The 24,011-nt window shown below is 58.5% G+C and carries 18 protein-coding genes and 1 pseudogene; 7 read left to right on the forward strand and 12 right to left on the reverse strand.

What is annotated here, in order from left to right; translation table 11 throughout:
- Positions 1 to 24: 24 nt before the first annotated feature.
- From B3I26_RS04825 to B3I26_RS04840, 4 genes are read right to left on the reverse strand one after another with little or no spacing between them, the layout of a single operon-like run.
- Complete coding sequence (locus B3I26_RS04825; protein WP_296255654.1) at positions 25 to 1,260, reverse strand: MFS transporter; 1,236 nt, start codon at positions 1,258 to 1,260, stop codon at positions 25 to 27.
- Positions 1,257 to 3,356, reverse strand: coding sequence for an AMP-binding protein (locus tag B3I26_RS04830; RefSeq protein WP_296255655.1), 2,100 nt, complete (start codon positions 3,354 to 3,356; stop codon positions 1,257 to 1,259). The genes B3I26_RS04825 and B3I26_RS04830 overlap by 4 nt, the downstream gene beginning before the upstream one ends.
- Positions 3,353 to 6,538 carry an FAD/NAD(P)-binding protein gene (locus B3I26_RS04835; RefSeq protein WP_296255658.1) on the reverse strand — a complete coding sequence of 1,062 codons (3,186 nt, stop codon included), beginning with the start codon at positions 6,536 to 6,538 and terminating at the stop codon, positions 3,353 to 3,355. The genes B3I26_RS04830 and B3I26_RS04835 overlap by 4 nt, the downstream gene beginning before the upstream one ends.
- On the reverse strand, positions 6,535 to 7,056 hold the full coding sequence (locus tag B3I26_RS04840; protein ID WP_296255660.1) for a cobalamin B12-binding domain-containing protein: 522 nt from the start codon (positions 7,054 to 7,056) through the stop codon (positions 6,535 to 6,537). The genes B3I26_RS04835 and B3I26_RS04840 overlap by 4 nt, the downstream gene beginning before the upstream one ends.
- A gap of 124 nt (positions 7,057 to 7,180) precedes the next feature.
- On the opposite strand from B3I26_RS04840, the gene B3I26_RS04845 reads away from it, so the two are divergent.
- The 3 genes from B3I26_RS04845 (at position 7,181) to B3I26_RS04855 (ending at position 9,788) form a co-directional block, all read left to right on the forward strand.
- On the forward strand, positions 7,181 to 8,035 hold the full coding sequence (locus tag B3I26_RS04845) for a LysR family transcriptional regulator (RefSeq protein ID WP_296255661.1): 855 nt from the start codon (positions 7,181 to 7,183) through the stop codon (positions 8,033 to 8,035).
- Positions 8,036 to 8,140: 105 nt separating this feature from the next.
- Positions 8,141 to 9,178: a hypothetical protein gene (locus B3I26_RS04850; protein WP_296255663.1), complete on the forward strand. Its 1,038-nt coding sequence runs from the start codon at positions 8,141 to 8,143 to the stop codon at positions 9,176 to 9,178.
- A complete protein-coding gene (locus B3I26_RS04855; RefSeq protein ID WP_296255665.1) occupies positions 9,171 to 9,788 on the forward strand; it encodes a LysE family translocator in 618 nt (205 codons plus the stop codon). Before B3I26_RS04850 ends, B3I26_RS04855 begins: the two co-directional genes overlap by 8 nt.
- Positions 9,789 to 10,312: 524 nt before the next feature.
- On the opposite strand, the pseudogene B3I26_RS04860 reads toward B3I26_RS04855, so the two are convergent.
- Positions 10,313 to 10,808 (reverse strand): annotated as a pseudogene (locus B3I26_RS04860) (IS5 family transposase); the annotation flags it as partial.
- Positions 10,809 to 11,009: 201 nt separating this feature from the next.
- Here B3I26_RS04860 and B3I26_RS04865 point away from each other — a divergent pair.
- Together B3I26_RS04865 and B3I26_RS04870 are read left to right on the forward strand one after the other, a co-directional pair.
- Complete coding sequence (locus B3I26_RS04865) at positions 11,010 to 11,234, forward strand: hypothetical protein (RefSeq protein WP_296255667.1); 225 nt, start codon at positions 11,010 to 11,012, stop codon at positions 11,232 to 11,234.
- A 368-nt stretch (positions 11,235 to 11,602) separates the two neighbouring features.
- On the forward strand, positions 11,603 to 12,247 hold the full coding sequence (locus B3I26_RS04870) for a polyribonucleotide nucleotidyltransferase (protein ID WP_296255668.1): 645 nt from the start codon (positions 11,603 to 11,605) through the stop codon (positions 12,245 to 12,247).
- A gap of 65 nt (positions 12,248 to 12,312) precedes the next feature.
- Here B3I26_RS04870 and B3I26_RS04875 read toward each other — a convergent pair whose 3' ends face one another.
- The 5 genes from B3I26_RS04875 to B3I26_RS04895 all read right to left on the reverse strand — a co-directional run bounded on the left by B3I26_RS04875 (position 12,313) and on the right by B3I26_RS04895 (position 17,132).
- A complete protein-coding gene (locus B3I26_RS04875) occupies positions 12,313 to 12,948 on the reverse strand; it encodes a LysE family translocator (RefSeq protein WP_296255670.1) in 636 nt (211 codons plus the stop codon).
- A gap of 300 nt (positions 12,949 to 13,248) precedes the next feature.
- Positions 13,249 to 13,968, reverse strand: coding sequence for a hypothetical protein (locus B3I26_RS04880; protein WP_296255672.1), 720 nt, complete (start codon positions 13,966 to 13,968; stop codon positions 13,249 to 13,251).
- Positions 13,969 to 14,143: 175 nt separating this feature from the next.
- Positions 14,144 to 14,350 carry a hypothetical protein gene (locus B3I26_RS04885; RefSeq protein ID WP_296255674.1) on the reverse strand — a complete coding sequence of 69 codons (207 nt, stop codon included), beginning with the start codon at positions 14,348 to 14,350 and terminating at the stop codon, positions 14,144 to 14,146.
- Positions 14,351 to 14,932: 582 nt separating this feature from the next.
- Positions 14,933 to 16,252: an MFS transporter gene (locus B3I26_RS04890; RefSeq protein ID WP_296255676.1), complete on the reverse strand. Its 1,320-nt coding sequence runs from the start codon at positions 16,250 to 16,252 to the stop codon at positions 14,933 to 14,935.
- Positions 16,253 to 16,361: 109 nt separating this feature from the next.
- The gene (locus B3I26_RS04895; RefSeq protein ID WP_296255678.1) at positions 16,362 to 17,132 is read right to left on the reverse strand and encodes a helix-turn-helix transcriptional regulator; all 771 of its coding nucleotides are present in this window, start codon (positions 17,130 to 17,132) and stop codon (positions 16,362 to 16,364) included.
- A 2,095-nt stretch (positions 17,133 to 19,227) separates the two neighbouring features.
- Here B3I26_RS04895 and B3I26_RS28830 point away from each other — a divergent pair.
- A complete protein-coding gene (locus B3I26_RS28830; RefSeq protein ID WP_409522059.1) occupies positions 19,228 to 19,893 on the forward strand; it encodes a methyl-accepting chemotaxis protein in 666 nt (221 codons plus the stop codon).
- A gap of 161 nt (positions 19,894 to 20,054) precedes the next feature.
- Here B3I26_RS28830 and B3I26_RS04905 read toward each other — a convergent pair whose 3' ends face one another.
- Together B3I26_RS04905 and B3I26_RS04910 are read right to left on the reverse strand one after the other, a co-directional pair.
- Entirely contained in the window at positions 20,055 to 22,226 is a 2,172-nt protein-coding gene (locus B3I26_RS04905; protein ID WP_296255682.1) for a TonB-dependent siderophore receptor, read from the reverse strand.
- Between the two features lie 189 nt (positions 22,227 to 22,415).
- Positions 22,416 to 23,312 (reverse strand): LysR substrate-binding domain-containing protein, encoded by an 897-nt coding sequence (locus B3I26_RS04910; RefSeq protein WP_296255683.1) that lies wholly within the window; start codon positions 23,310 to 23,312, stop codon positions 22,416 to 22,418.
- A gap of 116 nt (positions 23,313 to 23,428) precedes the next feature.
- Between B3I26_RS04910 and B3I26_RS04915 the strand changes: the two genes are divergently transcribed.
- Entirely contained in the window at positions 23,429 to 23,905 is a 477-nt protein-coding gene (locus B3I26_RS04915; RefSeq protein WP_296255685.1) for a PACE efflux transporter, read from the forward strand.
- Positions 23,906 to 24,011 lie beyond the last annotated feature (106 nt).

Genomic DNA, 24,011 nt, shown 5'->3' on the forward strand with positions numbered 1-24,011 from the left:
GCATTCCTTGTCTGCCGAGACAACTCACGACTTGAGTTTCGGAGTGATGGCTGCGGCCATCAGGCACAGCAGAGCGATGCCGCCCCAGACGTCTGCCCACGAGCAATACCGCAAGAGCAAGGGAATCAGTGCTGGCGTCGCGAAAGCCGCGGCAAACACGGCGGTATTTTCGATACCCAGGGCCGTGCCCACCCGCGATGCGCCAGCCATCACGGCTATTTCGGTGTAGGCGACGCCATGCCAGGCCGAGCCAAATACGCCGGCAGCGATCAGCAGCACGACACTCAGTAACGGAATGTCGATGGTGGCGATGTTCAATTGCAGTAACAACAACGCGCCGGCGGCCAAAATGGCAATGGCTCGAACGAACGCACGCCGGTTCTTGCGTCTATCAGTCCAACGCCCACTCCAGACCCGCGCGATTGCGCCGAGCACTTGCACAGCAAAAATCACCGCCGATGTGATGGCGATGCCCAGGTGGTACTCACTGATGAGGTAAATCGCAGAAAACGTCAGCACGGCGAACTGCGGAACGGTCAGCAGGCCGCTGGCCAGGAACAACCGCCAGATGTTCGCGTCTGCCAACGTGCTGGCGACAGGGCCGGTCGCGACGTTCTTGAGCGGCGGTTGCACAGGGGCCGGCGTCAACCAAAGGCAGGCCGCAGCCGCTGCCAGCAAACTGGTCAGCGCCAGCGTCGTAAAAACACTGATGAAACCTGCGTGCAGCGCGATCCAGGGCAGGATCGCCGCGCCGATGCCCCCGCCTACGGGAACAGCGGTCTGGCGTATGCTCATGGCGAAGCCCCGTTCCCCATCCTGAAACCAGGACATCACGGCCTTCCCGCTTGAGCCGTTGATGCTGCCTCCCAGAATACCCAGCGCCAGCAGTCCACTGCCCAGCAACCACACGCCCGGTGTGGAATCGATACGTGGCGCGCCGAACATGGCCAACAACGCGAAAATCAGGCTGGTGCTGAGCAGGCCGGTCAGCAGTACGAAGCGGTCGCCCAGTCTGTCGGTCAACAGCCCCCAGACGACTTCTGACGCAGCGATGCCTAGCGCAATCGCGCCCAACACGAATCCGAGCTGATCCAGCGTCAGGTGATACGCGTCCTGCAAAAGCGGCCCGGTGGCCGGAATGCCCTGAAAGCCCATTGAAAAACTCGCCTGAGCGGCGACGCCTACTGCCAGGACGACCCAACGGTGGCGATTCATGTCTTCGCCGATATTGCCCAGCGTGGTGGTCTTGATCTGTCTCATGCGAACACTTCCTTATGGTTCTGAATCGATGTCACGGGGCGCTCCCAGATCACCAGCAAGGACGCGCCTTTCTCACTGAAAGGTGCGTGCTGACTACCTGGTCCGAGTACCAGCAGTGAGTTTTTTCGGTGAATCTGGTCGCCGGTCCGCAGCTCGCCGTCGAGCACGTAGATGAGTTCGTGTCCGGGGTGCTGATGCGCGTTGGCGCGAGCGCCTGGTTCGTAATGCACTAACGCTGCGACAGACCCTTCATCACCGACGCGATAAAGTGTGTGTGACCAGATCCCGGCGCGGTCCGGGCTGCCCATTTTTTGCAGGCTGAGCACTCGCGGCTGTACGACGCCTCGTGTATCGCCCTCGAACAGCTGCGGCCAGCCGACTGCAGCCGCTTGGAGCGCAGCCCCCATATCCTCAAGGCGATACTGGGCGATTGAGTCAGGCGCGTTCTGACGCAATTGAGCACGGGTGACTTTGCCGGTCACGGTTTTGGGCAGTTGCTCGACAACAGCGATATGTCTGATTGCCAATTCCGCAGGCAGCTTTTGATTGAGGTGGGCAAACACATTTTCGGCCCATTGGGCATCGGCCGTATGGTCGGGATGCAACACGACGAACGCCTTGGGCACGTGCAAGCCCACAGGGTCCGGAAAAGGCACCACCGCTGCTTGCTCGATGCTGTTGTGCTGCAATAACGCACTTTCAAGCTCTACCGGGGAGATGCGGTAGTCGAACGACTTGAATTGATCGTCGGTGCGACCCAGATACCATAGACAACCGTGACTATCACGCCGGGCAATATCACCTGTGCGATAAAAATGGCCGCCCAGGGCTTTTTCGGAGCGCAGAGGATCTTGGTCGTAACCCAGCATCAAGCCTAATGGCCGATTCGAATCCAGTGGCAGGCAGATTTCACCTTCGTCGTCCGGCAAATCGGAATCCTGATTCAGCAATTGCACCTGATAGCCGGGCAACGGATAGCCCAGCGCCCCCGCGTGGTAAGGGTCATTGGGCGCAAATCCGACGATGGCGGTGGCTTCGGACTGACCGTATCCGTTGCGCAGATTTAAACCCCATGCCTCCCGCACCGCCCCGATCAGGCTCGCGTCCAGCGGCTCGCCAGCACTGACGATTTCACGCAGGGCTGTCGGCCGAGGGCCAATGCCGTGCAGCAGCAAGGCGCGCCACACCGTAGGCGGAGCGCAAAACGTAGAAACGTTCAACCGCTGCAATGTAGCCAATAAATCGTTGGGCGACGTCTGGTTTTCCTGCAGGCTGACGATGGTCGCTTCACAGGTCCAGGGGACGAAAAAGGAACTCCATGAGTGCTTCGCCCAGCCCGGTGCGGAGACATTCAGATGTACATCGCCCGGACGAATGCCGTTCCAGTGCACGCTGGACAGATGCCCTACCGGATAACTCTGGTGAGTGTGCAATACCAGCTTGGGGGCAGATGTTGTCCCTGAGGTGAAGTAGCCGAATAGCGGTTCATTCACGGAGGTCGGCTGGCGGGGGAGGAACGTCGTCGAGTGATGCAGGTGATCGTCGAAGGGAATCCAGCCTTTCTTGGAAGGATTGGCGACGGCAATGCGTAACCGCACGGTTTCGAGCGCCGGGATGTTCGAGACGACCCCGCCAGCCGCGACCACGACACTTGCCTCGCTGCGCGCCAGACGATCACGAAGGTTATCGCCCGTCAGCGACACGTACCCTGGAATGATCACCAGACCGAGTTTGATGGCACCGAGCAACAGGGCATACAGTTCTTCACCATTGGGCAATAGCACCATCAATCGTTCGCCGCGTTTGACCCCAAGCGAGGCGAGCCAGTTGGCGACCTGGTTAGAGCGGCTGATCAGTTGTGCATAACTGATCGTTTCATCGTGCTGATCACGTATCAGCACCAATGCTGGCTCATGACGCCCGGCAAGACTGTCGAACCAGTCCAGTGCCCAGTTGAAATGACTCAGTACCGGCCATTGAAATGCTGCCAATACCTCGTGGGGATCCATTGCGCAGGCGTTAAAAAGACTGTCACGCGAAGCCGCAAACAATTCACCGGCTTCAGAACGTCGAGCAATCGGGGACGGGGCGTTCATAGGGATTTCTCAAGGCTGAATTGATTGGTGGTGGATGACTGCGTCGTCCAGACGTGAGCGAGCGCTTGCCGTGCGACGCTTGTCGCGTCTTTGGTGAACCTTGAGAGCACGCCAGGCGTTGCGCTGCCGACTTGGGTAAACCAACGCGCACCTTCGGTCGGTATGCCAATCGCCCAGACGCCAGGGAGTGTTTTTCCCGATGCGTCGAGAACGGCAAACGTCTGTCGATCCGTGGCCAGGCCTTCGCCAACATCAGCAGTCGCAGAATGGCGATGAGGGGTGATGTAGCCATCACGCATCAGTTGCTTGAAAAGCGGCGAACCGTCGGTTTCCACCAAGGGAGTTCGCATACGGCTGTCGATCAGCCAATCGGCATGTCGGCGATAGCCGGGAACCTGAGCGCAATGCACCTGATACCCCTCGCCGTGCTCATGAGGGTCGAAGCTAACGTGCGGTCCCATGACTGTGATGACTGCGGCGTCCAGCAGTGCCAGGAGCTGCTGGGTACGAAACAGCGGAGGGCCCGCTGATACGAGCGCGCAAGCCGGGGCAAAATCGCCGAGAAAATCCTGCGTCCGGGAGTCAGCCGTCAGGCCATCAAACTCAACGGTCTGGCGGATCGTATCGCGCACATCCCGAAGCACATCGAGCGCAGCTTTGACCGGGCTGTGGAGGTTCCCTTTGCTTGCCTCGACGACATCCTGCAAAAGCAGTTCAATCAGCTCTCGTTCGAACGCCTCATGGCTATCGAACATTCGACGTCCGAAGGGTCGGGCCAACTGCTGCAAATCCAGCGGTGGCAAATCAGTCAGCTCATACGCCTTCAGTAATGCAGCAGCGATGGGCTTCGACGGCTCACGTTCACGCGCATGGTCGAGCACAAAACGTTCGGCGGCCGCGTCGCCTCTGCGATTACGCAGGGCCGTGGCGTAATACACCTGATCCATTTCCGCTTGAATCAACGGCAGAACTTCAGCGTTGAATGCCAGAGCTCGGCTGCCAGTGGCCTTTTCTGTCTGCACCCTCGCCCGCTCAATGGCGCGGGCGGTCATGAAGGTCGCCTGATAGGTGGTCCCGGCAGGCTTCTGATTCGTCGCACGCGCCAGGATAGGCATGCCGCTGCGAGTGCCTGCGACGATCCGGGGTTCATGGCCCGACGGCAGATACTTTAAACCGCCCTCAGTGTGCACGAATTGGCCACCACGTCCCACAGTCAGCTCACCCAGCAAGTCGTAAAAACCCAACCCCATGCCAATGATCGCCACCGTCTGCCCAGCCGATATTTGCCCCAGCGGCATATCCGCTGCGCAGTCTCCGGCGATGTAACGACAGCCCGGATTCTGTGATGTCGCCGCGGGTTGCGGCACCTTGGCATGGCCGGTCGCCAGGATCACGGAATCAACCCCCGCCCATTGCGTGCCGTCAGCCAGCCGCAACCGAAGCCCTTCTGGCTCGAGCTCCATGGCCGTGACTTCGTTTTTCAGCACGCTCACAGTGGCGTGCTGTTCGAGGCTGGCAACGATGACCGAGAAGCACGAGCGCAAATACTGCCCATAGGCTTGCCGAGGCGCGTAACCGTTGGGGCCCAGACGGCTTAGTTGCTCGTCGCTGTGCAGTTGTAACCATTGATGCAGCGTTGGTCCCGCTCCTGGCCGCCAGGGTCCCTGCTGCAACGGGCCGGAATAGAGCGTGATCTGCGACGTGATGGTGTTCATCAGCAACAGTGGGGATTGGTCAGTGCGCCACACCCGACCCGCACCCGGTTCGACGGCGTCTACGACCGTAATATTCAATGCGGCTGAAGGCGGATGCTCTTCAAGCTCCAGAGCGAGCCGCTCCAGTATCGCAATAGCACGAGGGCCGGAACCAACGATGACGATTCTCTTGGCATCCTTCGGAGCTGCCGGCGCTTGGACCGCAGCAGAGTCGGTAGGCAAATGAGTTTGGTCGAAACGGGATTCGACAAACGAAAGCATGTTGAGAAACTCATAGGGATTGAGCTTGAGGCTGCCGCCCGAAACGGGGCGGGGTTTGATTGGCATTGCCCCGGTGGCATGCCAGCGGAGTAGACCCTCAGGGTCGATATAGCTACGTGACTTGCCTAGGTTATTGGCATGCAGGCAGAACGGGATGTCCAGATACCCTTTTGAGAATGCCGCCGCCAACGCCGATCCAAGATCGGGGCCGCTGTTGAGCACTGCGTCGATCAACGCCAGTGCTTCGTTATGGATTTCGGCTTGCAGGGAATCCTGGCAGTCGAATTGCGATGAAGCGGCCCGCTGTTGATCCCAGGTCTGCGACGCAAACTCCAGAGCCTGAATATTTTCAGCCACGGTCGGAATACGATGCGCTTCGGCAGTGGTCTTCACGATCAGCCGTTGTGCGTGACCGTGGAAGGCCAGCCCCACGCTTTGTGCGAGCAAATCCTGAGCACCGCCGTAGGTGCGTGGAAACACACCCATGTAGGTGTAAAGCACAATGTGCCAATCCGCCTGGCCCAGAAAGCGTCTGGCTAGCTGTCTCAATACCTTAAGCGCGGCGATGTCCTGATCCTGATTCGTCTGCTGGGCATAGCTCAGGGAAAGATCAAAGACGCCCTGCTCGATAAAAAACATCCCCTCCAAAATGGAAATCGCAATCAGCAAACCGGGCGGACATAGCTGCCCGAGCATGCAGCCGCCAAAGCTTTCGAGATGGATGGCATCGGGGGACCCTTTGGGCGCCGCGATGATCTGACAGGACTGTTGCCAAGCCCTGATGGCGTCGTCCAGCGGCACACGGCCGTAGGGCAGGCAATACGAAACCGGACCTCCCTCGGTGGCATCGGCTCCGCTTGCCCGTAGTACTGAAAAAATGTCCTGCGGCTGCGCCGAACCGTGGCGAACCTGGATCGGCATACCGTTGCGCAGCGTTTCGAGCATCGCACGGGTGGCATCAGCGCCGTGAGCCACGATAGGAAAGCCGTTGAGGTGCTGGCCGTTACTCAACGCCTGACGTGCCGATGCGTGATCACCCACACGGGTATAGCTGTCGAGCGTGATCGTGCCGACCGCCAGCGCATCGCAGTGGCTCACCGCTTCCAGCCCCTGACGCATGCTGGCCAAATCCGCGAACCCCATTCGAGGCTGAACGACGAGACGCCCCGCCCGCTCTGCTGCCTGTATGAATTGACTGAACTTCATACAGCCACCCCTAGGCCCCACGGCAGGGATGACAACAACGCTGGCCGGGCACTAATAGTTTTGACGAAGTTTTGAAATTCCAGGAGCGATGACGCCGCGTTGAAGACAGCGTTGAAGCCTGCGTCCAGTAACCGCTGCGAGTGACTGTCATCAGCCACGCCATGAATGCCTAATTTGCCGCCAATGACTGCAGTGAGCTGATGCACATCTGGCCGGGCACGCAGTTTGCGAATCAAGCGCTCTCCATCGATATTGCCGTGCCCGTTGACGGTGCTGACGACCAGCAGGTCGAATTGCTCGCTGCCACAGCGTTCAATGATCAGTTCATCGGGGCAGCAAGCGCCTAAATTCACGACTTCATGCCCCATGAACTCAAGCAGCAACTGCATGAACACCAGGTTCCAGGTATGTGAGTCGGACGAGATGTTGGTAAGGAGGATGTTGAGCGAATGCGGTTTTGGGTGATGCAAATGTGTAACCAGGCTTTGCTTCAAATCCAGCGCGTTCAGATAATCCATCGCAGCCACTCCCTTTGATTCCGGCCCTTTGATGGACCAGCCGTGAAAGATGATGGCAATCGACAAGATTGTTGTAAATTTATGCTAGCCTATTTCAAAAATAACCAATGGTTATCTATCTATTATGCATCTAGATCTCTCGACCGTAGAAGCGTTCGTCCTCACGCACGATCTGCGCAGCTTCACGCAGGCAGCAGAGGCCATTGGTGTAACGCAGGCCGCAATCAGCTTGAAAGTCTCCCGGCTGGAGAAAGCGCTCAATCGGCGTCTGCTGAATCGAACCCCGCGCTCGATACAGCTTTCCCCTGATGGAGAAGCTTTTCTTCCACGGGCGCGTACTCTCCTGGCGGCCCAACAACTGGCACTCGCAGAGGTAGAGCACACTTCCAGAAAGCTGCGGCTGGGGATAAGCGATCACGTTGCAGGTCCAGAGCTGCCAGGCGTTCTGGACAAGATCAAAACATACGATCCGGGCTTGGTGATCAGCGTCAGAGTGGGCGCATCCCATGAGCTGCTCGCCGAGTACGACCGGGAGGAACTCGATGTCGCTATCGTTCGAAGCGAAAAGCATCGCCGAGACGCGGAGCTGTTGTTCGAAGATCGATATGGTTGGTTCGCCGACCTCTCGATGCGTACACGGGCCGACCCAATGCCTCTTGTGACGGTGGACGATGCGTGCGGGATTCGCGGCAACGCCATTCGACTGCTCGCTCAGGAAAACATTGCTTGGCTGGACAGTTTCATTGGCGGCGGAGTGTCTACTGCGCTATATGCCGCCGCCGCTGGCATTGGCGTCGCACCTTTACCAGTGAGACTGGCGGCGGCTCGATTGATCGACGTTGGGGAGCTTTTTCAATTACCACCTCTGCCTAATGTCGAGATGGTGATGTATTCGCGCTGGATGGACGCTCGCACGCGTGAAAGTTTACGGATATTGGCGGGGGCTTTTCGCGGCGTCGCATTGACGCGGCTGGCTTGAAGACTTGCAGTTAAAACTCAGGCATAAGCAAAGAAGGTAACAGTCTTTGCCTGATGCCCTAAAGCTAGGTAGCGTCATTTCTTTCAATGGAAGAGCCAAAGTTCAATGAAGAACTACTTTTTAAGCCCGCAAGCGATGTCCCAGGCGTTTGACAGCGTCACATTTAACCTGCCTCGTCGCCACATCGACACCACAATTGCGCTGCTGACGACGTTGCGACTGGACAATAAAGATGAACCCTGCTCATCGATTCAGTCCGACTGGGATGCGATATCAGACACCGCCCAAACTATCCGAAAAATGGCCCAACGGCGCAGTGGCACGGCGCTGGCACATTTGCTGGATCAGCTTGCCCGGAGGTTGAATTCTTCCCAGGTCATCGAGTTCGACCGAGAGGCCGTGCTGATGTGGCCCTCCAAGGATGCACTCACGCAGACCCAGGCGCTGGACACCGATTCGCTCTTTATGGTGAACGCCCCGCTCGTTGAAGCGGAAGGCCGCTGCAAAACCGATCGATATCTATACATCGACGAGGCGGACACCGGTGTCCCTGTCGTCCTCACAATACGCAAAGAGGACGTGCAGGACTTGGTTGCGCTTCAGATCGATGAACCTACGGCGTTTTCAGCTATTCAACTAAAGCGTTTTGCTACCAAAGGCTTGACGCTCGCTACGTACGCCGAACGCTCCCCGGTTGACGCTTATATTGTCCTGCTATGGGTTTCGTCATTGCTTAGCGGCATGACAGATCGGTTGTTCTCCTACGTGAAAACGCTGTCCGGCATCCACGACCCTAGACTGCGTTCTTCTCAACGCGATGGAACGAGAATGCAAGCCTGCCTCGCTCACATCGATGCACTTTTGCTCTCACAGGAACTGGCTCTTCGCGACATTCTGAAGCACGCACCACTTGAGTCTTCCAGCACAGCGAATGTGTGCTCCAACGCTCAGCGGGTTTGCGCCAGTGCGCTCGAAGCGGGCAATCTTATATTGCGCACGCTGCGCGAACTGCATTCTCACGATGAGCTCCATCCGATCACTCGTCAGGTTCAAGCCATCACCGCCGTATGCTATCTGGCAGAGCTCGGCAATAAGCCATGGGTGTCCCCTGATCTTCTCCCCAAGGAGCGATTCAATGGTTAACTGGCCTGCTGTCTTCGCAGTTTTCTCGGTGTACTGCGCAGGTGTGGTAATCCCGGGTCCGAATTTTGTGGCGGTTGCGCACAAAGCCGTCTCCACGACGACGCTCCATGCGTTGGTGCTGGTGGCTGGCATCGTCCTCGTCAATCTGTTCTGGGCAACTTGCGCCATCCTCGGGATCGGCGCGGTCTTCACGTGGCTGCCCTGGCTGACAGTGATCGTAAAATGCCTCGGAGCCGGTTACCTCATTTGGTTCGGTGCCCGACTCATCATTGCGTCCGGGAAAACGCCAACGATCAAATCTGGACATCATCAAACCATCACACTCAAAGGCGCCTTTACCCAAGGGATCGCGACCAATATCGCCAATCCCAAATCCGTCGCGTTCTATGCGGCGATTTTCTCTACATCAGCGCCTGCTCACGTCGATGTCGCAACCTTCATCGCCATGCTGGCGATGGTGGGCATCGTGGCGTCGCTTTGGTACGGTACCGTGGCCATTGTGCTGTCTCACCCCCCTATCGCAGGTGCCTATGCAAAGCAGAAAAAACACATGGACCGCGTTTGCGGCGCTCTCATCATCTTTCTGGGCATCAAACAACTGACGCGCTGAAATTTCGGCAGCATGCGGCCAGCCTGACAGCGATCCAATGACGCGTCAGGTTGTGAAGCAACATGCTGCGTCACCACGCATACGCAAAGCCGATTCAACCCCTCCCCGAACAAACGTTCACACACTGCCCGGCAGGGTTTACGTTGCAACGTTTGCGCCCCCTCCGGGAGCGTTGCCGGGCTCAGGTTTGGACAAATCGTTGGCTCGCAACGCTTGCGGCAGAACAATTCAAAGTCATGCGTCTGGTTACGCTCTGTGATGGCGTCCGGGTGATGCGACAGGTTCTCGGCTTCGAGCCGATGTTTGACGTTGGGAGTCGAGTCAGAATAGAGCTCAGGCCGGATCTGGCACATGAATTGGGATGCCTAGGGATGCTCCGATCAACTTGCTGCGCAGCGGCGGCAAATCGTAATGTGCTCTGCACCCAGCGCTACTGCTGAAAACGGCCTGATGCAGTGTGCGCCAAAGGCTTTTTTCGTCCGGCTCTGCGTGTTAAGCGCCCAACTCGCCCATACCCATCAGCTGTCGACCTTGACCCGTGTCTGCGCTTTGCAGTACTCAATCTGGCGCTTTGCCTTGTATAGCACGCTGCGTTTATTCCACTTGGAATAGCTGCTGCGGCGCGCCGCGATTTCCCAGATCACCTCACGATTTCATGCTCTTCCCGCTTCTCGACACCGGTGTATCCAGCGTCCGCATACACCGCATTTTCTTCGCCGTGTAACAGCTCGGCAACCTGTGTGACATCGGCCACATCGGCGGTTGTGCCGTGGACATGGTGAACCAGGCCGGAATCGACATCAGCGCCAATGTGCGCCTTCATACCGAAAAGATACTGGTTGCCTTTCTTGGTCTGATGCAATGCGGGATCGCGCTTGCCTTCTTCGTTCTTGGTCGAGCTGGGGGCATGAATATGGTGGCGTCGACGATAGTGCCCTGACGCCGCGACAGGCCTTTTTCTTGCAGATAACCATTGATGACCGCAAGGATTGCAGGTGCGAGCTGATGCTTTTCCAGCAACATGCCTGTGACTGCTGCGAGACGGTCGCCAGAGCCTGGCAAAAAGACGTTGCAAACGGTTGTTAGGCTAAATAATCCCCCCTTCAGACATAACATTTTCCTAAAGATTATTTACTCGGGTTTCATTTGATCCTGGGGCGCTGGATTCTTACAGTGCCCCCACCTAATCGAACTTGCACACGCAAGAAGGTTTATTTTCAGATGTTCAAATCCATCGGTATTGCCAGCGCTCTTGTTCTCGCCTCCCTATTGACGACACCGTTTGCGATGGCAGAAGAGTCGCCCGCGTTCGTGGCTCGCAATCAAGCCCTGCAGGCGAACTTCGTACAGCATGAGCAAGCCATCGCCGCCAAGGCCAGGGAGCAGGAAAAGACCCAGCAAGCCTCGACCTATAGCCCTCAAATGGAGAACGCCAAGCACACCTGATCTGTGAGTCGCTTTAATTCTGTCGTTTCTTTGTTGTGTTTCCGTTGTTGTAACTCTCCGCGTCGTTGCTCCCGACGTGGGGCCCCAAAGCTCCAAACTTCAGCCGCTTTCCCTAGCGGCTTTTTTTTGCCTGAAAAGAACAAACGCATTAATAACCAGAACCTCTTTAATACGAGAGCAAAACAATACCGGCCTGCCACAGCACGTTTTACAGCGCGGTACGAATTTGAAAGCGCAAGCCGCCGCTATCCGGCCGGGCAGCTACAAAGGCGCGTTGAGTCTGAATAGGAGGCAGGTGCTATCTACACATCACATCGCTCAGGCAAAATGCCAACCTTCTGTAGGAATCAGCATTTGAAGAGGTAGGAATGCGCTTGTTCAGTTTGAAAACCGCTGTGATGTGCTCAGCACTGCTGGTCTGCCTCGGTACAAGCGCTGCGCACGCCGCTGCTGAAACCAAGCACCCTGCCAAATCAACCAAAACCGCCCACGCTGCCAAATCTTCCCGGCATTCCAAACCGGCGCCTGCCAAAGTGATCGGTCAGAAAGTCTCTATGCTCGGCGGCACATTCGTTTTCACGCTGCCCAAGGACTATGTCAAAGGGCCAATGGAAGAGATCGACGAAAAAGCAAAAGCCGCAGGCGTTACGGGCTCGCTGTACATGAATAAAGCCGCCAAGCGCGTGGTGATCATCACTGAAACCCCGCTGCCCGACGGCAAGACAGTTCCGGCCAATGACACCGAGACGCTGGATAACATCGTCGCCGAGACCCTCGTTCAACAGCAGTCCAGCTATAAGGACTTCAAGAAACTCGGCGAGAAAAAGATCGTCAGAAAAGGCCTCGGAATACGTCAGCTGGATGTGTCCGGTAGCGTCGACGGCGGCAAGGTACTGAGCACCACCGTCACCGCCGCCTCCGGCGCTCGCCTGGCAATGATCAACGTGATCTCCCTGGACAAGGATGCCAAAGTGCACGCTGCGGTGGTAAAGGGAGTGACAGGGAGCAAGTAAGGAACGCGGCCTTTCTGACAGCGGCTGCCGTCCAAACCGCCGCCGCGTTCAAGGCCCCTCGACTTTTACCTAGGCCCTTGCACCGCCATTCGCACTGCAAACCCGAATAACACCGTGCCCATCAACCAGCGCTGAACGTTGGCCCAGGTGGGTTTGGTGGTCAGAAATACAGCGATCGAACCAGCGGCCATCGCCACCATCGCGTTGACGGTCAGGCTGACGCCGATCTGCACGCTGCCCAGCACCAGTGACTGGCTGAGTACGCCAGTGCCGTTGCCGACGGTGATGAATTGCGGCAGCAACGAGAGGTAGAGCACCGCGACTTTGGGGTTGAACAGGTTGGTCAGCAGGCCCATCAGGAACAGCTGCCGGTTGCTGTCCTGGGGCAGGTCCTTGACTTGAAACGGCGAGCGGCCGCCGGGTTTGACGGCTTGCCAAGCGAGATACAGCAGGTACAAGGCACCGGCGAGGCGCAAGGTGTCGTAGGCATAGGGCACGGCCATGACCAGCCCGGTGATGCCGAATGCGGCGCAAAGCATGTAAAACAGAAATCCGACGCCCACGCCCCCGAGCGAGATCAGCCCGGCCTTGCGGCCCTGTGAGATGGATCGCGAAATTACGTAGACCATGTTCGGCCCTGGGGTCAGGACCATGCCCAGCGAGATCACGGCAAAGGCAATAAGGTTCGAAAGCTCTGGCATTGGCGGTCTCTGCGAGGATTGACGGAGGTTGCCCACCCATTGGGTGTCGAGTGAGGCGTGGTGCATTTCATCCAGTCGACGCGTCGGCGTCTATATACAGATCCAGCAAAAAGGGACCGGGACAGACGCGATGGCCCAGAGTGTTGAGCAATAAAAGGCGCAAACCGAATCGCTGCGAACCTATTCGATCGTCGTGACGCTAATCAGCATCATTAAGGAGGGTCATAGTCCAACCACCGTGCAGGTCGGCAACGCCGACCGGCACGGTGATGACCGCAACGGCGATTTGGCGCGGTGCGTTCAAGTCGCCGGAGTTGGCACGCACTGAACCCTTTCAAGCAACTCGACCGGCGACATCTTTTCCAGCAACGTCATCACGTCATCGTCGAGCGTCAGTGGCCCGTAAAGTTGTTCCTCGCGATCCAGGTGGTCCTGCTGCGCGGCGCGATAGCCGTCTGGATAAATGCTTTTCTCGATCGGCAATAGCCGGTCGTAATGCTCCAGCAGCCCGCGGAAGACAATACGCCGCTCCACGACGCCGCGGGTGGTGGCGATCAGTTTGATGAACAGGTTTGCATCGCTCTGGCGGATTGCCTCGTAGGCGGCATAGCGTTCAACCAGCGTGTAGCGACCCGATTCGTCGAATACCACACAGCACAACGCTTCGCGTCGGCGGCCCATGAACGGATTGACGACGGCGCCCCGACGATTGCTCTGCGCCAGGGCGAATGCCACCGCCTGCTCGACTTCCAGAAGACGGTGCGGCGGTTGGGCTTCTCCGAGCTTATCGAGCACCGGTGCCTGTCGGCCCAATTGCTCGATTTCATCGCCGACCATGGCGAACATGCCGCGCGGACCGAACCACTGCTTGTGCAAGGTATACAGGTGCTCTTTGCTAAGAGCGGCCTGCTCACGGATCAGCTCGTGAAAGCGGTGCATGTCCGGGTGTACGCCGTGATCGACGTGCGTCTGTAGGCCTGTTGGTACAAAGCCTTGGTCGCCTGAGTTGTATCCAGTCATTGAGTAGTTCCTTCTTTTTTTGTTGAATGTTGCCCAGCTAATAACCTTGTGGAAGTTATTTTTATTATTCGCCACTTTTCCTGCACCCACGTGGGTACGCTCGGAAAGAGATTTCCCGGTGCCGCCTTAAATCGAAGTCATAAAGATAAATGGACCGCTATTATGCGCATATGAGTCAGCGATACAACCCGTCATAGGCAGGCAGTAATTGCGAATTTGTCTTGCGCCGCGGTGCAACATGCAAGGCTATGAGTTGCGCCCCATTGTTCACTGGGTTCTTGTCCAGAAGTGCTGAAGCACTGTTGCAGGCCGTGTAAACGCTGATGCCCAGGTGCTGCGAGATGTCCTTGCTGGTGGCGTGCAAAAGCACCAGCCGCAGCATTTCGCACTCCTGCGGCACCCTGCGGCTCGCGCTTTTACACTTGTGATCTATTACCTGCATTGCCTGTGATGACCTCTCTTGACGGCCTGCCCTGTCAATAAACTATCCATCGGCAAAGATCGGGTTTTATTGAGCATAATTTTCAGTTTTCCACACTTAAACAGCGCGCCTAATATTAAGGTTAATATTACTGTCAACGACGGTGATTATTCCTACAAGCTTTAGAGAAAATTCCCTGATTAAGTCTTACAGACACCTAGACCGAATATAAAAGCGGCATACGCACATAGCGCACTTTCGGCAATGAATCGAACGGGTATTGGTAGAGGCGGCGACAATAGACGCAGCACTTCGCAAATACAATCAGTGGTTACAATTGAATGAATTGCGCACAGTCAGCGCGCTGCGCCTGCGGCATGCAAAGACAACTGCGACCTGCACTGAGCGCGTGTAGGTCGCTGACATTAGGGAAGGAAATGACTGACCAGAGATCAGGAAGGCGTCCGATTCAATCGGTGTGCTTTCAATCGACCGGGCGAGCAGTGGTCGGTGCAAGGGCGCCGTCCAGCGACGCCCTCCGGGTCAACCGCTGCAACGTGCAGGCAGCACGTCGTCGACCTGCATACCCTTGCACATGCCGAAGAACACCGCGGTCAACAGGCCCACGGCGCCCATGATGATGCAGTACCCGACGCACACCCACGGACTCCACGGCATCAGGGCGATCAGCGCCAGCGGCGTGGTGCTCGCCCACAGCGCGTAACTGATGTTGTAGGTCAGGGAAATACCCGATACGCGAATGCTCGCCGGGAACAGTCCGACCATCACCGAGGGCACCACGCCAACGATGCCACACGCCAGCCCGGCCACCGCGTAGGCCAGGCCGACCGGCAGCCACTGGATGACCAGACTGGCGTACAACAGGCCCACGCCCAACGGCATCAGCAGGCTATAAAGGACGACCGCGCGCCAGGCGCCGATGCGGTCGACCAGCATCCCGGCCACTACGCAGCCCAGGTTCAGGAAAACGATGCCAATGCTGCTCAGGGCGAAGGTATCGCTGGGGCTCATGCCGAACCGCTGTTGCATCACGGTCGGGGTGATCACCACCAGGGTCACGACTGCAGAGGTCAGCACGCAGGTCAGCAACGCAGCAGGCAGCAACGACTGGCGATGTTCACGCACGACCGCGCGCAGTGGCAGTTCGGCCCTGCCTTCGCGCTGGGCGTGGAGTGCCATGAATACTGGCGTCTCCCTCAGCCAGCGCCGCAGCCAGACACCGATCACGCCGAACACCCCGCCCAGTAGAAACGGAATGCGCCAGGCGAAATCGAGGATCTCGGCATGACTGAACACCTTGGCCAGCCACGTCGCGGTCAGGGCGCCGATCAGATAGCCAAAGGTCAGCCCTGCCTGCAAGACCCCAAGCGCATAACCGCGATGCCCCTTGGGCGCATGTTCGGCGACGAACACCCAGGCGCTCGGCACCTCACCGCCCACTGCGGCCCCTTGCAGGATGCGCAGAGCCAGCAGAATCAAAGGCGCCCAGTAGCCGATGTCAGCGTAGGTTGGCATCACCCCGATCAGCAAGCAGGGCAAGGCCATCATCAGGATGCTCAAACTGAACACCCGTTTACGACCCAATTTGTCGGCAAAGTGCGCCATGAAGATGCCGCCCAGCGGCCTTGCAAGATAGCCGGTAACGAAGATCCCGAAGCTCTGCAGCAGGCGCAGCCATTCGGGCATCTGCGGCGGAAAGAACAATTGGCTGAGGGTCAGCGCGAAGAACACGAAGATGATGAAATCGTAGATTTCCAGCGCTCCGCCCAGTGCCGCCAGGCCGAGGGTTTTGTAGTCACCCCGGCCGATCGGTTGTGGACGTGGTCGAAGAATGGCTGTCATGGAAGACCCCATTTGGCAGTTAAAACGGCAGTTAGGTGCGACAAAGGCGCGCAGGATAACAAAGCTGGCGCATTCAGGGCGGCTGGCTGACAACCGGACTTGCGTCACATTACAAGGCATACGCGCCGGGTGTTACGCCGAATTGCGCGCTGAAGGCACTGATAAAGGTGCTGACGCTGTCATAGCCCAGGCGCTGGGCCACGCGACTGACGTTGTCACCCTGGGCCAGCAGCTCCAGCGCGCGTTTCATGCGTGCGACGATACGCCACTGCATCAGTGACATGCCGGTTTCGGCGCGAAAGTGCCGGGTCAGCCCGCGTCGGGACATCCCCACGCGCCGGGCCCAATCGTCCAGGCTGAGTTTGCTGGCGGGGTCGGCGACGATACTCAGCGTCATCCCCACCAAATGCGGACTGCTGGGCATGGGCAGGAACAATGGCCTGGCGGGGGATATCTTCAATTCGTCGAATAGCACGTCGAGCTGGCGATGTTGCGAGACGGTGAGTTCGGCGGCACCGCTGTCCCAGGCACCGATACGCTCCAGCAAGGCGCAGGACAGCGCAGTCATAGCGAATACCGTTGGCGCGGTGGGAAACAAAGGGCACAGGTCCGGCCGCAAGTGGATCATCATCCCCCGTGCAGCTTCATGCACCCGCACGGCATGGGCCAGACCCGGTGGAATCCAGCCGATATGGCGGGCGGGAACGACCCAACTGCCGGCATCCAGCTCAGCGGTGATGACGCCGTGCCTGACCGCCCATAATTGGCCCTCGCGGTAACGATGCAACACTTCATCGCTGCTTGCCTGCAAAGGCTGCGCATTGATCAGCAACGGGCGTCCATCTTCGATTCGGCGTTGCAAAGGGTACTGTGCTGGCATGGCCCGATTCCCCTGTTGAGTGGCTTGCTGACCGTAGCAAGCCCGCGGGACACACCGCCAGCTCAAACGCTTCCGACGTTTTGAAGCAGCGCGGTGAGCCAAGCTGACTATTATTGCCACCAGGGGGCCGGGCCGGGAATGACGTGGATCACCCGCCTTTATTTGGTGCGATATCCAGCCACGTAGAAAAAATCAGTGGGTAGAATTTCGGGAAAGCGACATTCATGGATATTTTCTTCCTTGCCTACCCTGTTTTCGCACCATTACGCACCACAAACAACTGCTATGCCCCACCAAGCAGCATAAACATACTGTTCTAAATTCCTTCGGCCATAGCGCCTAACAATAATCTGTCTATGGAAACGTACCTTCCGGCGCCCTTCCCCGCGCCGACAAACGGTCCTGTCAGCCCCTGCAAAATGCGCTGTACCCCACAACCGCCGTCATCTGCATCCCGCAGACTAGGCCGCACTCCGTGGCCGCACACCTGACCAAACCTTCTTTACGGCATCACTTCCATCGGCCAACTTCGCCAGTGGCGCAGTCCTTGCCTTGCTGATGGCTCTTTGATGTCTGGCCTGAAGGTAAATGAATGACCCTGCGCAGTGAGTCGATGCAGCTCTCCCCCGCTGAAAAGCGCTGGCTGCCGTGGTTTGGCAAGACCGGAAAATTCGCGATGGGCCGTTCCTGTCGTCTCAACCGGGCCTTTTACCCGGTGATCGAAAGAACCTTCGAGTCCATTGCCGATACACGTGTACGCCTGCTGCAGCACTGGGCGCAGGAATATTGGGATCATCTGGCTGAACTGGCCAGCAGCCTGGAGAAGGACCTGGAGCACATTGACCCTCGCCAGCTTCAAGAGAAACGTCGACAAGCTGCAGATTTCACTGAATTGTTCATCGTCGATCTACAAGGCGTGGTGCGCGCGTCGACCTGCGCCGAGCACTGCAATCAGCAAGACCTCAATCCCGGCGCGCTCGCTGAAGGGCTGAAACAACGCTTTCTTCACGGCCCTTACAGCGATCCGTTGACGTTGAAGATCGGCCCGTCGACATCACGCTTTCACGATGAAGTCACGTTGATGTTCTATCAGCCGCTGATTGCCGAGGGTCGCGTGGCTGGCTGCCTGTGCGGTCGTGTGCCCAACGATGTGCTCGGGGATCTGATTCAACGTGAAGCAGGCCATGTGTATCCTGAATCGGGCGACAACTACCTGTTCATGGTTCGCTCGACGTTCGATGCGACGCTGCTGCCGGGCGTCGCCCTCTCGCGCTCGCGGTTCGAAGACAATGCCTTCACCCATGGCGAAAACCTCAAGTCCGGCGTGAACACAGCGTGGGGCGCGGTACGCGTTCGTCGCCATACCGAGCTGGAACTTCGCTTCATCGACCCGGCAACCCAGGCGCTGCACCCCGGCGTGCGTGAAACCATTCGCAACGGCTCCAACCTGTTCGTCACCTATCCAGGGTACTCGGACTACCGGCATATACCGGTCGTCGGCAAGGGCGTGACGTTTCAACTGCCCGGCTCGCCCGATCGCTGGGGCATGATGTGCGAGGCAGACCTTGAAGAGGTTTATCGCCGTCGTTCGCTGAATTACGGCCTGATGAAGCCCTACCTGGGGACCATGGGCGGTCTGTACGCCTGCAATTACGTGATTCAGCATTACAGCGGCCTCGGCCAGGCGGCCATCGACACGATTGAGTTGCTGAGCATGGCCGCCACCGCCTGGTTGTTTTCGACGCTGGGCCCGGCGCGTCTGGCCGAACGCATGAGCGGCATGACCGAAGTCATTCGTACCATTGCCGAGGGTGAAGGCAACCTGCGCCAGCGTCTGGACACTCGCGCCATGGTCAACGACGAGACCGGCGATCTGGGCCGCTGGATCAACAGCTTCATCGACAACTTGGACGCGGTCGTGGGCCAGGTGATCCACGCTTCGAGAACCATGGGCAAGACCAACGAGCTGATGCTCGGCAGCAGTCACGAAGCGGGCATGACGTCGGCGCAAGTCACCGAGGCAGTCAACCGCATGATGGTGATCGTCGAAGGTCAACTGGGAGAAATCCAACAGGCTTCCTGCACCGCCGAACAGATGAAGCGGGCCCTGGATGACGTGGTTTCCCGGGCTCGCGAGCAGTTCGAGAATGCCCGCATCGGGACTCAGTCGATTCGGGACGTCGTGGAACGATCGGCCTCCAGCGTGCAGTCACTGGATGCGAAAATGGCGCAGATCAGCACCATTGTCGGCCTGATCACCAACATTACCAATCAGACCAACCTGTTGGCGCTCAACGCGGCGATAGAGGCCGCGCGCGCCGGGGAACATGGTCGCGGTTTTGCCGTGGTCGCCGACGAAGTGCGGTCGCTGGCCGTGCGCACCGCCCGCGCCGCCGAAGACATCCGGCAGATGGTGGAGGGGCTGCAGGGCGAAACGCAGCAAGCGGTGGCCTTCATGGAAAACGGCGTGCAGGACGTCGACAATCATCTGCGCACCAGCGTCGATACCGCTTCGCAAAACGCCCAGCTGCATCGGGAAGTCGAGAGCATGATCGGCATCATCGACAAGCTGAGCGAGCGCAGCAGAGATTACGGACGAACCATCGAGCGGGTAGACGTGGCCTCGGTAGAAATGCAACAGACCGTCGGTGTGTTGCAGAGCAGCGCCGAGAATGTACGGCTCAACGCCAACAAACTGCAAAAACTGGTGGGGCAGTTCCAGGTCAGCGCGAGCGAGCACAAACTCGCGCGAGCGGGCTGAGGCTGGAAGGCGAGCCCCTCTGGATACTGAGGAATCTGCGTGGGCTCAACATCCTGTTGTCTAACCGCACATCTGAGCAATGCGGTTTGTCGGCGGTGGCAATAGCACCCACGTCACCGCCGGCAAGCCGTTCTGCCAAAGAATCGGCCTGTGTGACTGCCTCAAAAACTGACCGTCGCCGACAGCCGTGCGGTACGCGGCGCGCCGAGGAACAGGTAGTCATCGCCCAGGTATTCACCCACGTCGCGCCAGTAACGTTTGTCGAACAGGTTGTCGACCGTCAGGCGGAACACGGTGTCGTAGCCTTCGAGTTTGGTGCTGTAGCGACTCCCGGCGTTGAACACGGCGTAGTCATCGACTTTTACCGAGCCCTCGCGGTTGGCGTATTTGCTTGAGCTGTATTGCATGCCGCCGAGCAGAGCCAGGCCCGCAATCGGCAGGCTGTAATCAGCCGATAGGCTAGCGCGAAATTTCGGCACGTTGATCGCCTGATGGTCTTCGTAAGCCGCGGTGCCACTGTCCTCTACCCGTGCCTTGATGGCTGCGGCGCTGGCAGCGATCTGCAGTTGCGAGGTCAGCCAGCCGTTGGCGCTCAGTTCCAGCCCGGTATTTTTCTGCTGGCCCTGCTGCACGAAGGTCAGGCTGCCATCGACGTCAGGCCTGGAATACTGATACGCCTGACGGGTCTGGAACACGGCGGCGGTGAAGCTCATGCGCCGCCAGTCGTACTTGACCCCGGCCTCAAGCTGACGCGAAACCGTCGGTGCAAGTATTTCGCCGATATTGGTGTCGAACACCGACGCGGTGCCGCCCAGCGACAGGCCTTTGCTGTAGCGGGTGTAAAGCGAAACGGTATCGATCGGCTTGTAGATCAATGCCGCCTGGGGCAGGAAAATCGCGCGCTGTGTGTGGCGATTGTCGCTGCCGTCTTCGTTGTAGGCCTTTTCGTCGAGGCGCACCTGACGACCGCCGAGCACGGTCTGCCAATGCTCGTCGAAGCTGATGCGATCGGTGGCGAACAAGCCGTACTGACGACTGTCCAGGCGGCGTTCGGTATGGCCGACCGGCAGGTCGGAAGGTGCGAAGGCCTCTGGCGCCTGGTTGACGTTGCCCGAGCCCGCGTATTCGCTGAAATAAGGGCGAGTGTCGACCGTGCGGCGAAACGCACTGGTGCCAAAGGTCAGCTCGTGCTTGAGCCAGCCAGTGTTGAACAGGCCGGTCATGGCAGCCTCGACTTCATCGTTGCGCCGCGTGTCGTCGGGGCTGCGGAAGTCGTAGATGTCGTAGCCGCCGTTGCCGTTGAAATGCCCTGTGACGGGCGTGCTGGCGCAGTCGCTTTGGTAATAGCAGCCGTAGGCGAAAGCGCTGTAGTCATCGATCACCACCCGGCTGCGCGAGGCGCTTAGGCTGGCTTTCCAGTCATCGCTGAAGCGGTACTCATAGCGACCGTTCATGTTCAGCGAGTCAATGCCCACCGGGTTGGACCAGCCCTGGTAGCCGAGCAGCTTGCGTGGCGAAGCGTCGTGGGGCAATTCAGTGCCGCCGATCAATTGATAGCCCGGCACCGAGCGCTGCTCTTTGGTTTGATACTCGACGTCCAGCTGCAAGGTCGATTGATCATTGATGTTCCAGTCGAACGCCAGGGAGGCAAAGTCCCGCTGTCCGTCGGCGTGCTCGACGTAGGAGCGAATATCTTCGTGAGCGACGTTGGCGCGCAGGCCGAACTGTTTCTCGCTGCCGAACCAGCCACCCACGTCGGTGGCGATGTAGCGCTCGCCATGCTCATTGGTGGAGACGGTGACCGAGCGTACGTCTTCAGGGCGTTTGGTCTTGTAATTGACCACACCCGCCGGCTCCGATACGCCGCTTTGCAAGCCCGACAAGCCCTTGAGCAGCTCAACCTGCTCCTTGTTTTCCAACGCCACGTTTTGCTCGCCAGTAACGCTGCGACCGTTGATGCGGTAGCTGTTGGCAGCATTGAGGGAAAAGCCCCGTACCACGAAGTTTTCGTAGTAGCCGACAGGCGCATAGCTGTCGCCCACCGAGGCGTCGTTGCGCAGCACGTCGCTGAGCAGCCTGGCCTGCTGATCCTTGAGCATCTGCGCGCTGAACACCGAAATCGAGGCAGGGGTATCGCGCAACGGAGTCTCGTTGAAGCCCCCGACCGAGGCACTCTGGGCCTGATAGGCCGAAGCCCGCTCACCCGACACTTTCACAGCGTCCAGCGTGAGCGGCTCGGCTTCCTGAGCGGCCAACCACGGCGAAGCGAAGGCAATGCTCAACGGCAACAGGCGGCGTGTAAGGCCTGCGGCAGGTCGGTGTGGGGTGGTCATCGAAAACGAAGCTCCAGGCGGGATGTCTTGTCGGCGCATCTTTTACGTTCTACGCCGTTTTTTTACAACCTCGATACACCCTCGATACACGTATGAAAGCGCTTGAAAGCGGGTGGTCCGCTCTTGCTCCTGAAGCAGGCTTGCCGGCGGCGGTGTGTTTGAAATCGCTATCGCAGGTGAGCCGGGTGGCTACAGAAGCGGCGTGTTGGCGACTTCTTCACCCAACCACATCAGAAACGCTTTCAACGGCGCCTGGCGTTCCCTCCCCGGCACGCACACCGCCATATAACGCGGGCCGGGCAAACTGATTTCCGGTCTATAGGCCACCAATTCACCGCGTTTCACGCTGTCGGCCACCAGCACATTACTCGCCAGCACCGCCCCATGCCCTGCCACGGCGGCGCTCAGCGCGTAGTGCTCGTCGTCGAACTCATGCAGGCGGGCGGTCTCAAGCCAGCTTTCGCAGCCAGCCGCCGCGCACCAAGTGCTCCAGCTGATCGCATACCCACCGGGCATCTGCCAGCGCAGGTCAATCAGCTCGACACTCGCGCCGTCCAGTGACGCCACCCGTGCTGGCGCTGCGTACACGCCGAAATGCTCGTTCATCAAGTGTTGCCGAAACAGCTTCGGGTCGTCGCGACTCACCGTGCGAATCGCCAGATCGATGCTGGAATCGCGTAGCAGATCGACCTGTTCATTGCGCGTGTCGACCCGCACGTTGAACTGCGGATATGCCCGATAAAATCCGCCCAGGCGGGGAATCAACCAAGCCGCGGCAAGGCCCGGCGTGGTCGACAGGGTCAGCGTCTGGGAAGCGACATCGGTGCAAAAGCTCGCAAGGCTTCGGCTGATCTCCAGCAATGCGCCATGGGTCTGGCGATACAGTCGCTCACCGTCCGGCGTCAAGACCACGCCCTGGCCAGAACGCTCGAACAGCATCGCACCGAGCCAGGCTTCCAGCGTTTTGACCTGATGGGAAATGGCCGCCGGAGTCACCGATAACTCCTCAGCCGCCGACTTGAAGCTGCCCAGCCGAGCCGCCGCTTCGAAGGTGCGGACCGCAGTGAGCGGAAGATTGGAGAACACGGACAGCTCCCTGCATGAATTGAATTGATGCAGGGTCAATTTATCTCATTTTTCATGCCCACGATGACCCGCTAGCGTGACTGACATTCGTCCCGCCACGCTTTCTGGAGATCAACATGCAACGCAGCCTTCAAGGCCGTAAACGCAAACTGGTTCAAGCCACCCTTTATGAACTCATCGCCATCATGGTGCTGTCGCCGACCCTTTCGCTGATCTACGCCGACGACCTGGCTCATGCAGGCGCGCTGTCGCTGATGCTCTCCGCCAGCGCCCTGATCTGGAACATGCTGTACAACGGGATGTTCGAACTCTGGGAGGCACGACAGGCGCAACGCACCCGCAACCTGACTCGCCGATTGTTGCACTCGTTGGGCTTTGAAGGCGGGTTGGTGCTGATGTTGATTCCGCTGGTGGCGTGGTGGCTGAGCATTTCGTGGTGGGCCGCGCTGATGACCGATCTGGGACTGTTTGTGTTTTTCTTCTTTTATGCGCTGGTGTTTCAGTGGGTGTTTGATCGAGTGTTCGACGTGCCTGTGTCGGCGCAGGAGCGGGCTTGCTGCCAAGGGCATGCCGATCCGGAAACCGACGTGTAGCCGGGGATATCGCCCTACCCGGGCCAGTGATTGAAACGTCCGGGCGCTGCATGAGCGCTTACCCGCCGTAAAGCATCCATTCGAACAAAAAAGAGCCTTGTATGAC

Origin of the sequence: Pseudomonas sp. UBA5706, assembly GCF_002419965.1 — a bacterium.
Classification (GTDB): domain Bacteria; phylum Pseudomonadota; class Gammaproteobacteria; order Pseudomonadales; family Pseudomonadaceae; genus Aquipseudomonas.

Bases quoted from the DNA above. Each gene is read 5' to 3' on its own strand.
- B3I26_RS04825 (WP_296255654.1), bottom strand. From the start codon at position 1,260: ATGAGACAGATCAAGACCACCACGCTGGGCAATATCGGCGAAGACATG.
- B3I26_RS04830 (WP_296255655.1), bottom strand. From the start codon at position 3,356: ATGAACGCCCCGTCCCCGATTGCTCGACGTTCTGAAGCCGGTGAATTG.
- B3I26_RS04835 (WP_296255658.1), bottom strand. From the start codon at position 6,538: ATGAAGTTCAGTCAATTCATACAGGCAGCAGAGCGGGCGGGGCGTCTC.
- B3I26_RS04840 (WP_296255660.1), bottom strand. From the start codon at position 7,056: ATGGATTATCTGAACGCGCTGGATTTGAAGCAAAGCCTGGTTACACAT.
- B3I26_RS04845 (WP_296255661.1), top strand. From the start codon at position 7,181: ATGCATCTAGATCTCTCGACCGTAGAAGCGTTCGTCCTCACGCACGAT.
- B3I26_RS04850 (WP_296255663.1), top strand. From the start codon at position 8,141: ATGAAGAACTACTTTTTAAGCCCGCAAGCGATGTCCCAGGCGTTTGAC.
- B3I26_RS04855 (WP_296255665.1), top strand. From the start codon at position 9,171: ATGGTTAACTGGCCTGCTGTCTTCGCAGTTTTCTCGGTGTACTGCGCA.
- B3I26_RS04865 (WP_296255667.1), top strand. From the start codon at position 11,010: ATGTTCAAATCCATCGGTATTGCCAGCGCTCTTGTTCTCGCCTCCCTA.
- B3I26_RS04870 (WP_296255668.1), top strand. From the start codon at position 11,603: ATGCGCTTGTTCAGTTTGAAAACCGCTGTGATGTGCTCAGCACTGCTG.
- B3I26_RS04875 (WP_296255670.1), bottom strand. From the start codon at position 12,948: ATGCCAGAGCTTTCGAACCTTATTGCCTTTGCCGTGATCTCGCTGGGC.
- B3I26_RS04880 (WP_296255672.1), bottom strand. From the start codon at position 13,968: ATGACTGGATACAACTCAGGCGACCAAGGCTTTGTACCAACAGGCCTA.
- B3I26_RS04885 (WP_296255674.1), bottom strand. From the start codon at position 14,350: ATGCTGCGGCTGGTGCTTTTGCACGCCACCAGCAAGGACATCTCGCAG.
- B3I26_RS04890 (WP_296255676.1), bottom strand. From the start codon at position 16,252: ATGACAGCCATTCTTCGACCACGTCCACAACCGATCGGCCGGGGTGAC.
- B3I26_RS04895 (WP_296255678.1), bottom strand. From the start codon at position 17,132: ATGCCAGCACAGTACCCTTTGCAACGCCGAATCGAAGATGGACGCCCG.
- B3I26_RS28830 (WP_409522059.1), top strand. From the start codon at position 19,228: ATGAAGCGGGCCCTGGATGACGTGGTTTCCCGGGCTCGCGAGCAGTTC.
- B3I26_RS04905 (WP_296255682.1), bottom strand. From the start codon at position 22,226: ATGACCACCCCACACCGACCTGCCGCAGGCCTTACACGCCGCCTGTTG.
- B3I26_RS04915 (WP_296255685.1), top strand. From the start codon at position 23,429: ATGCAACGCAGCCTTCAAGGCCGTAAACGCAAACTGGTTCAAGCCACC.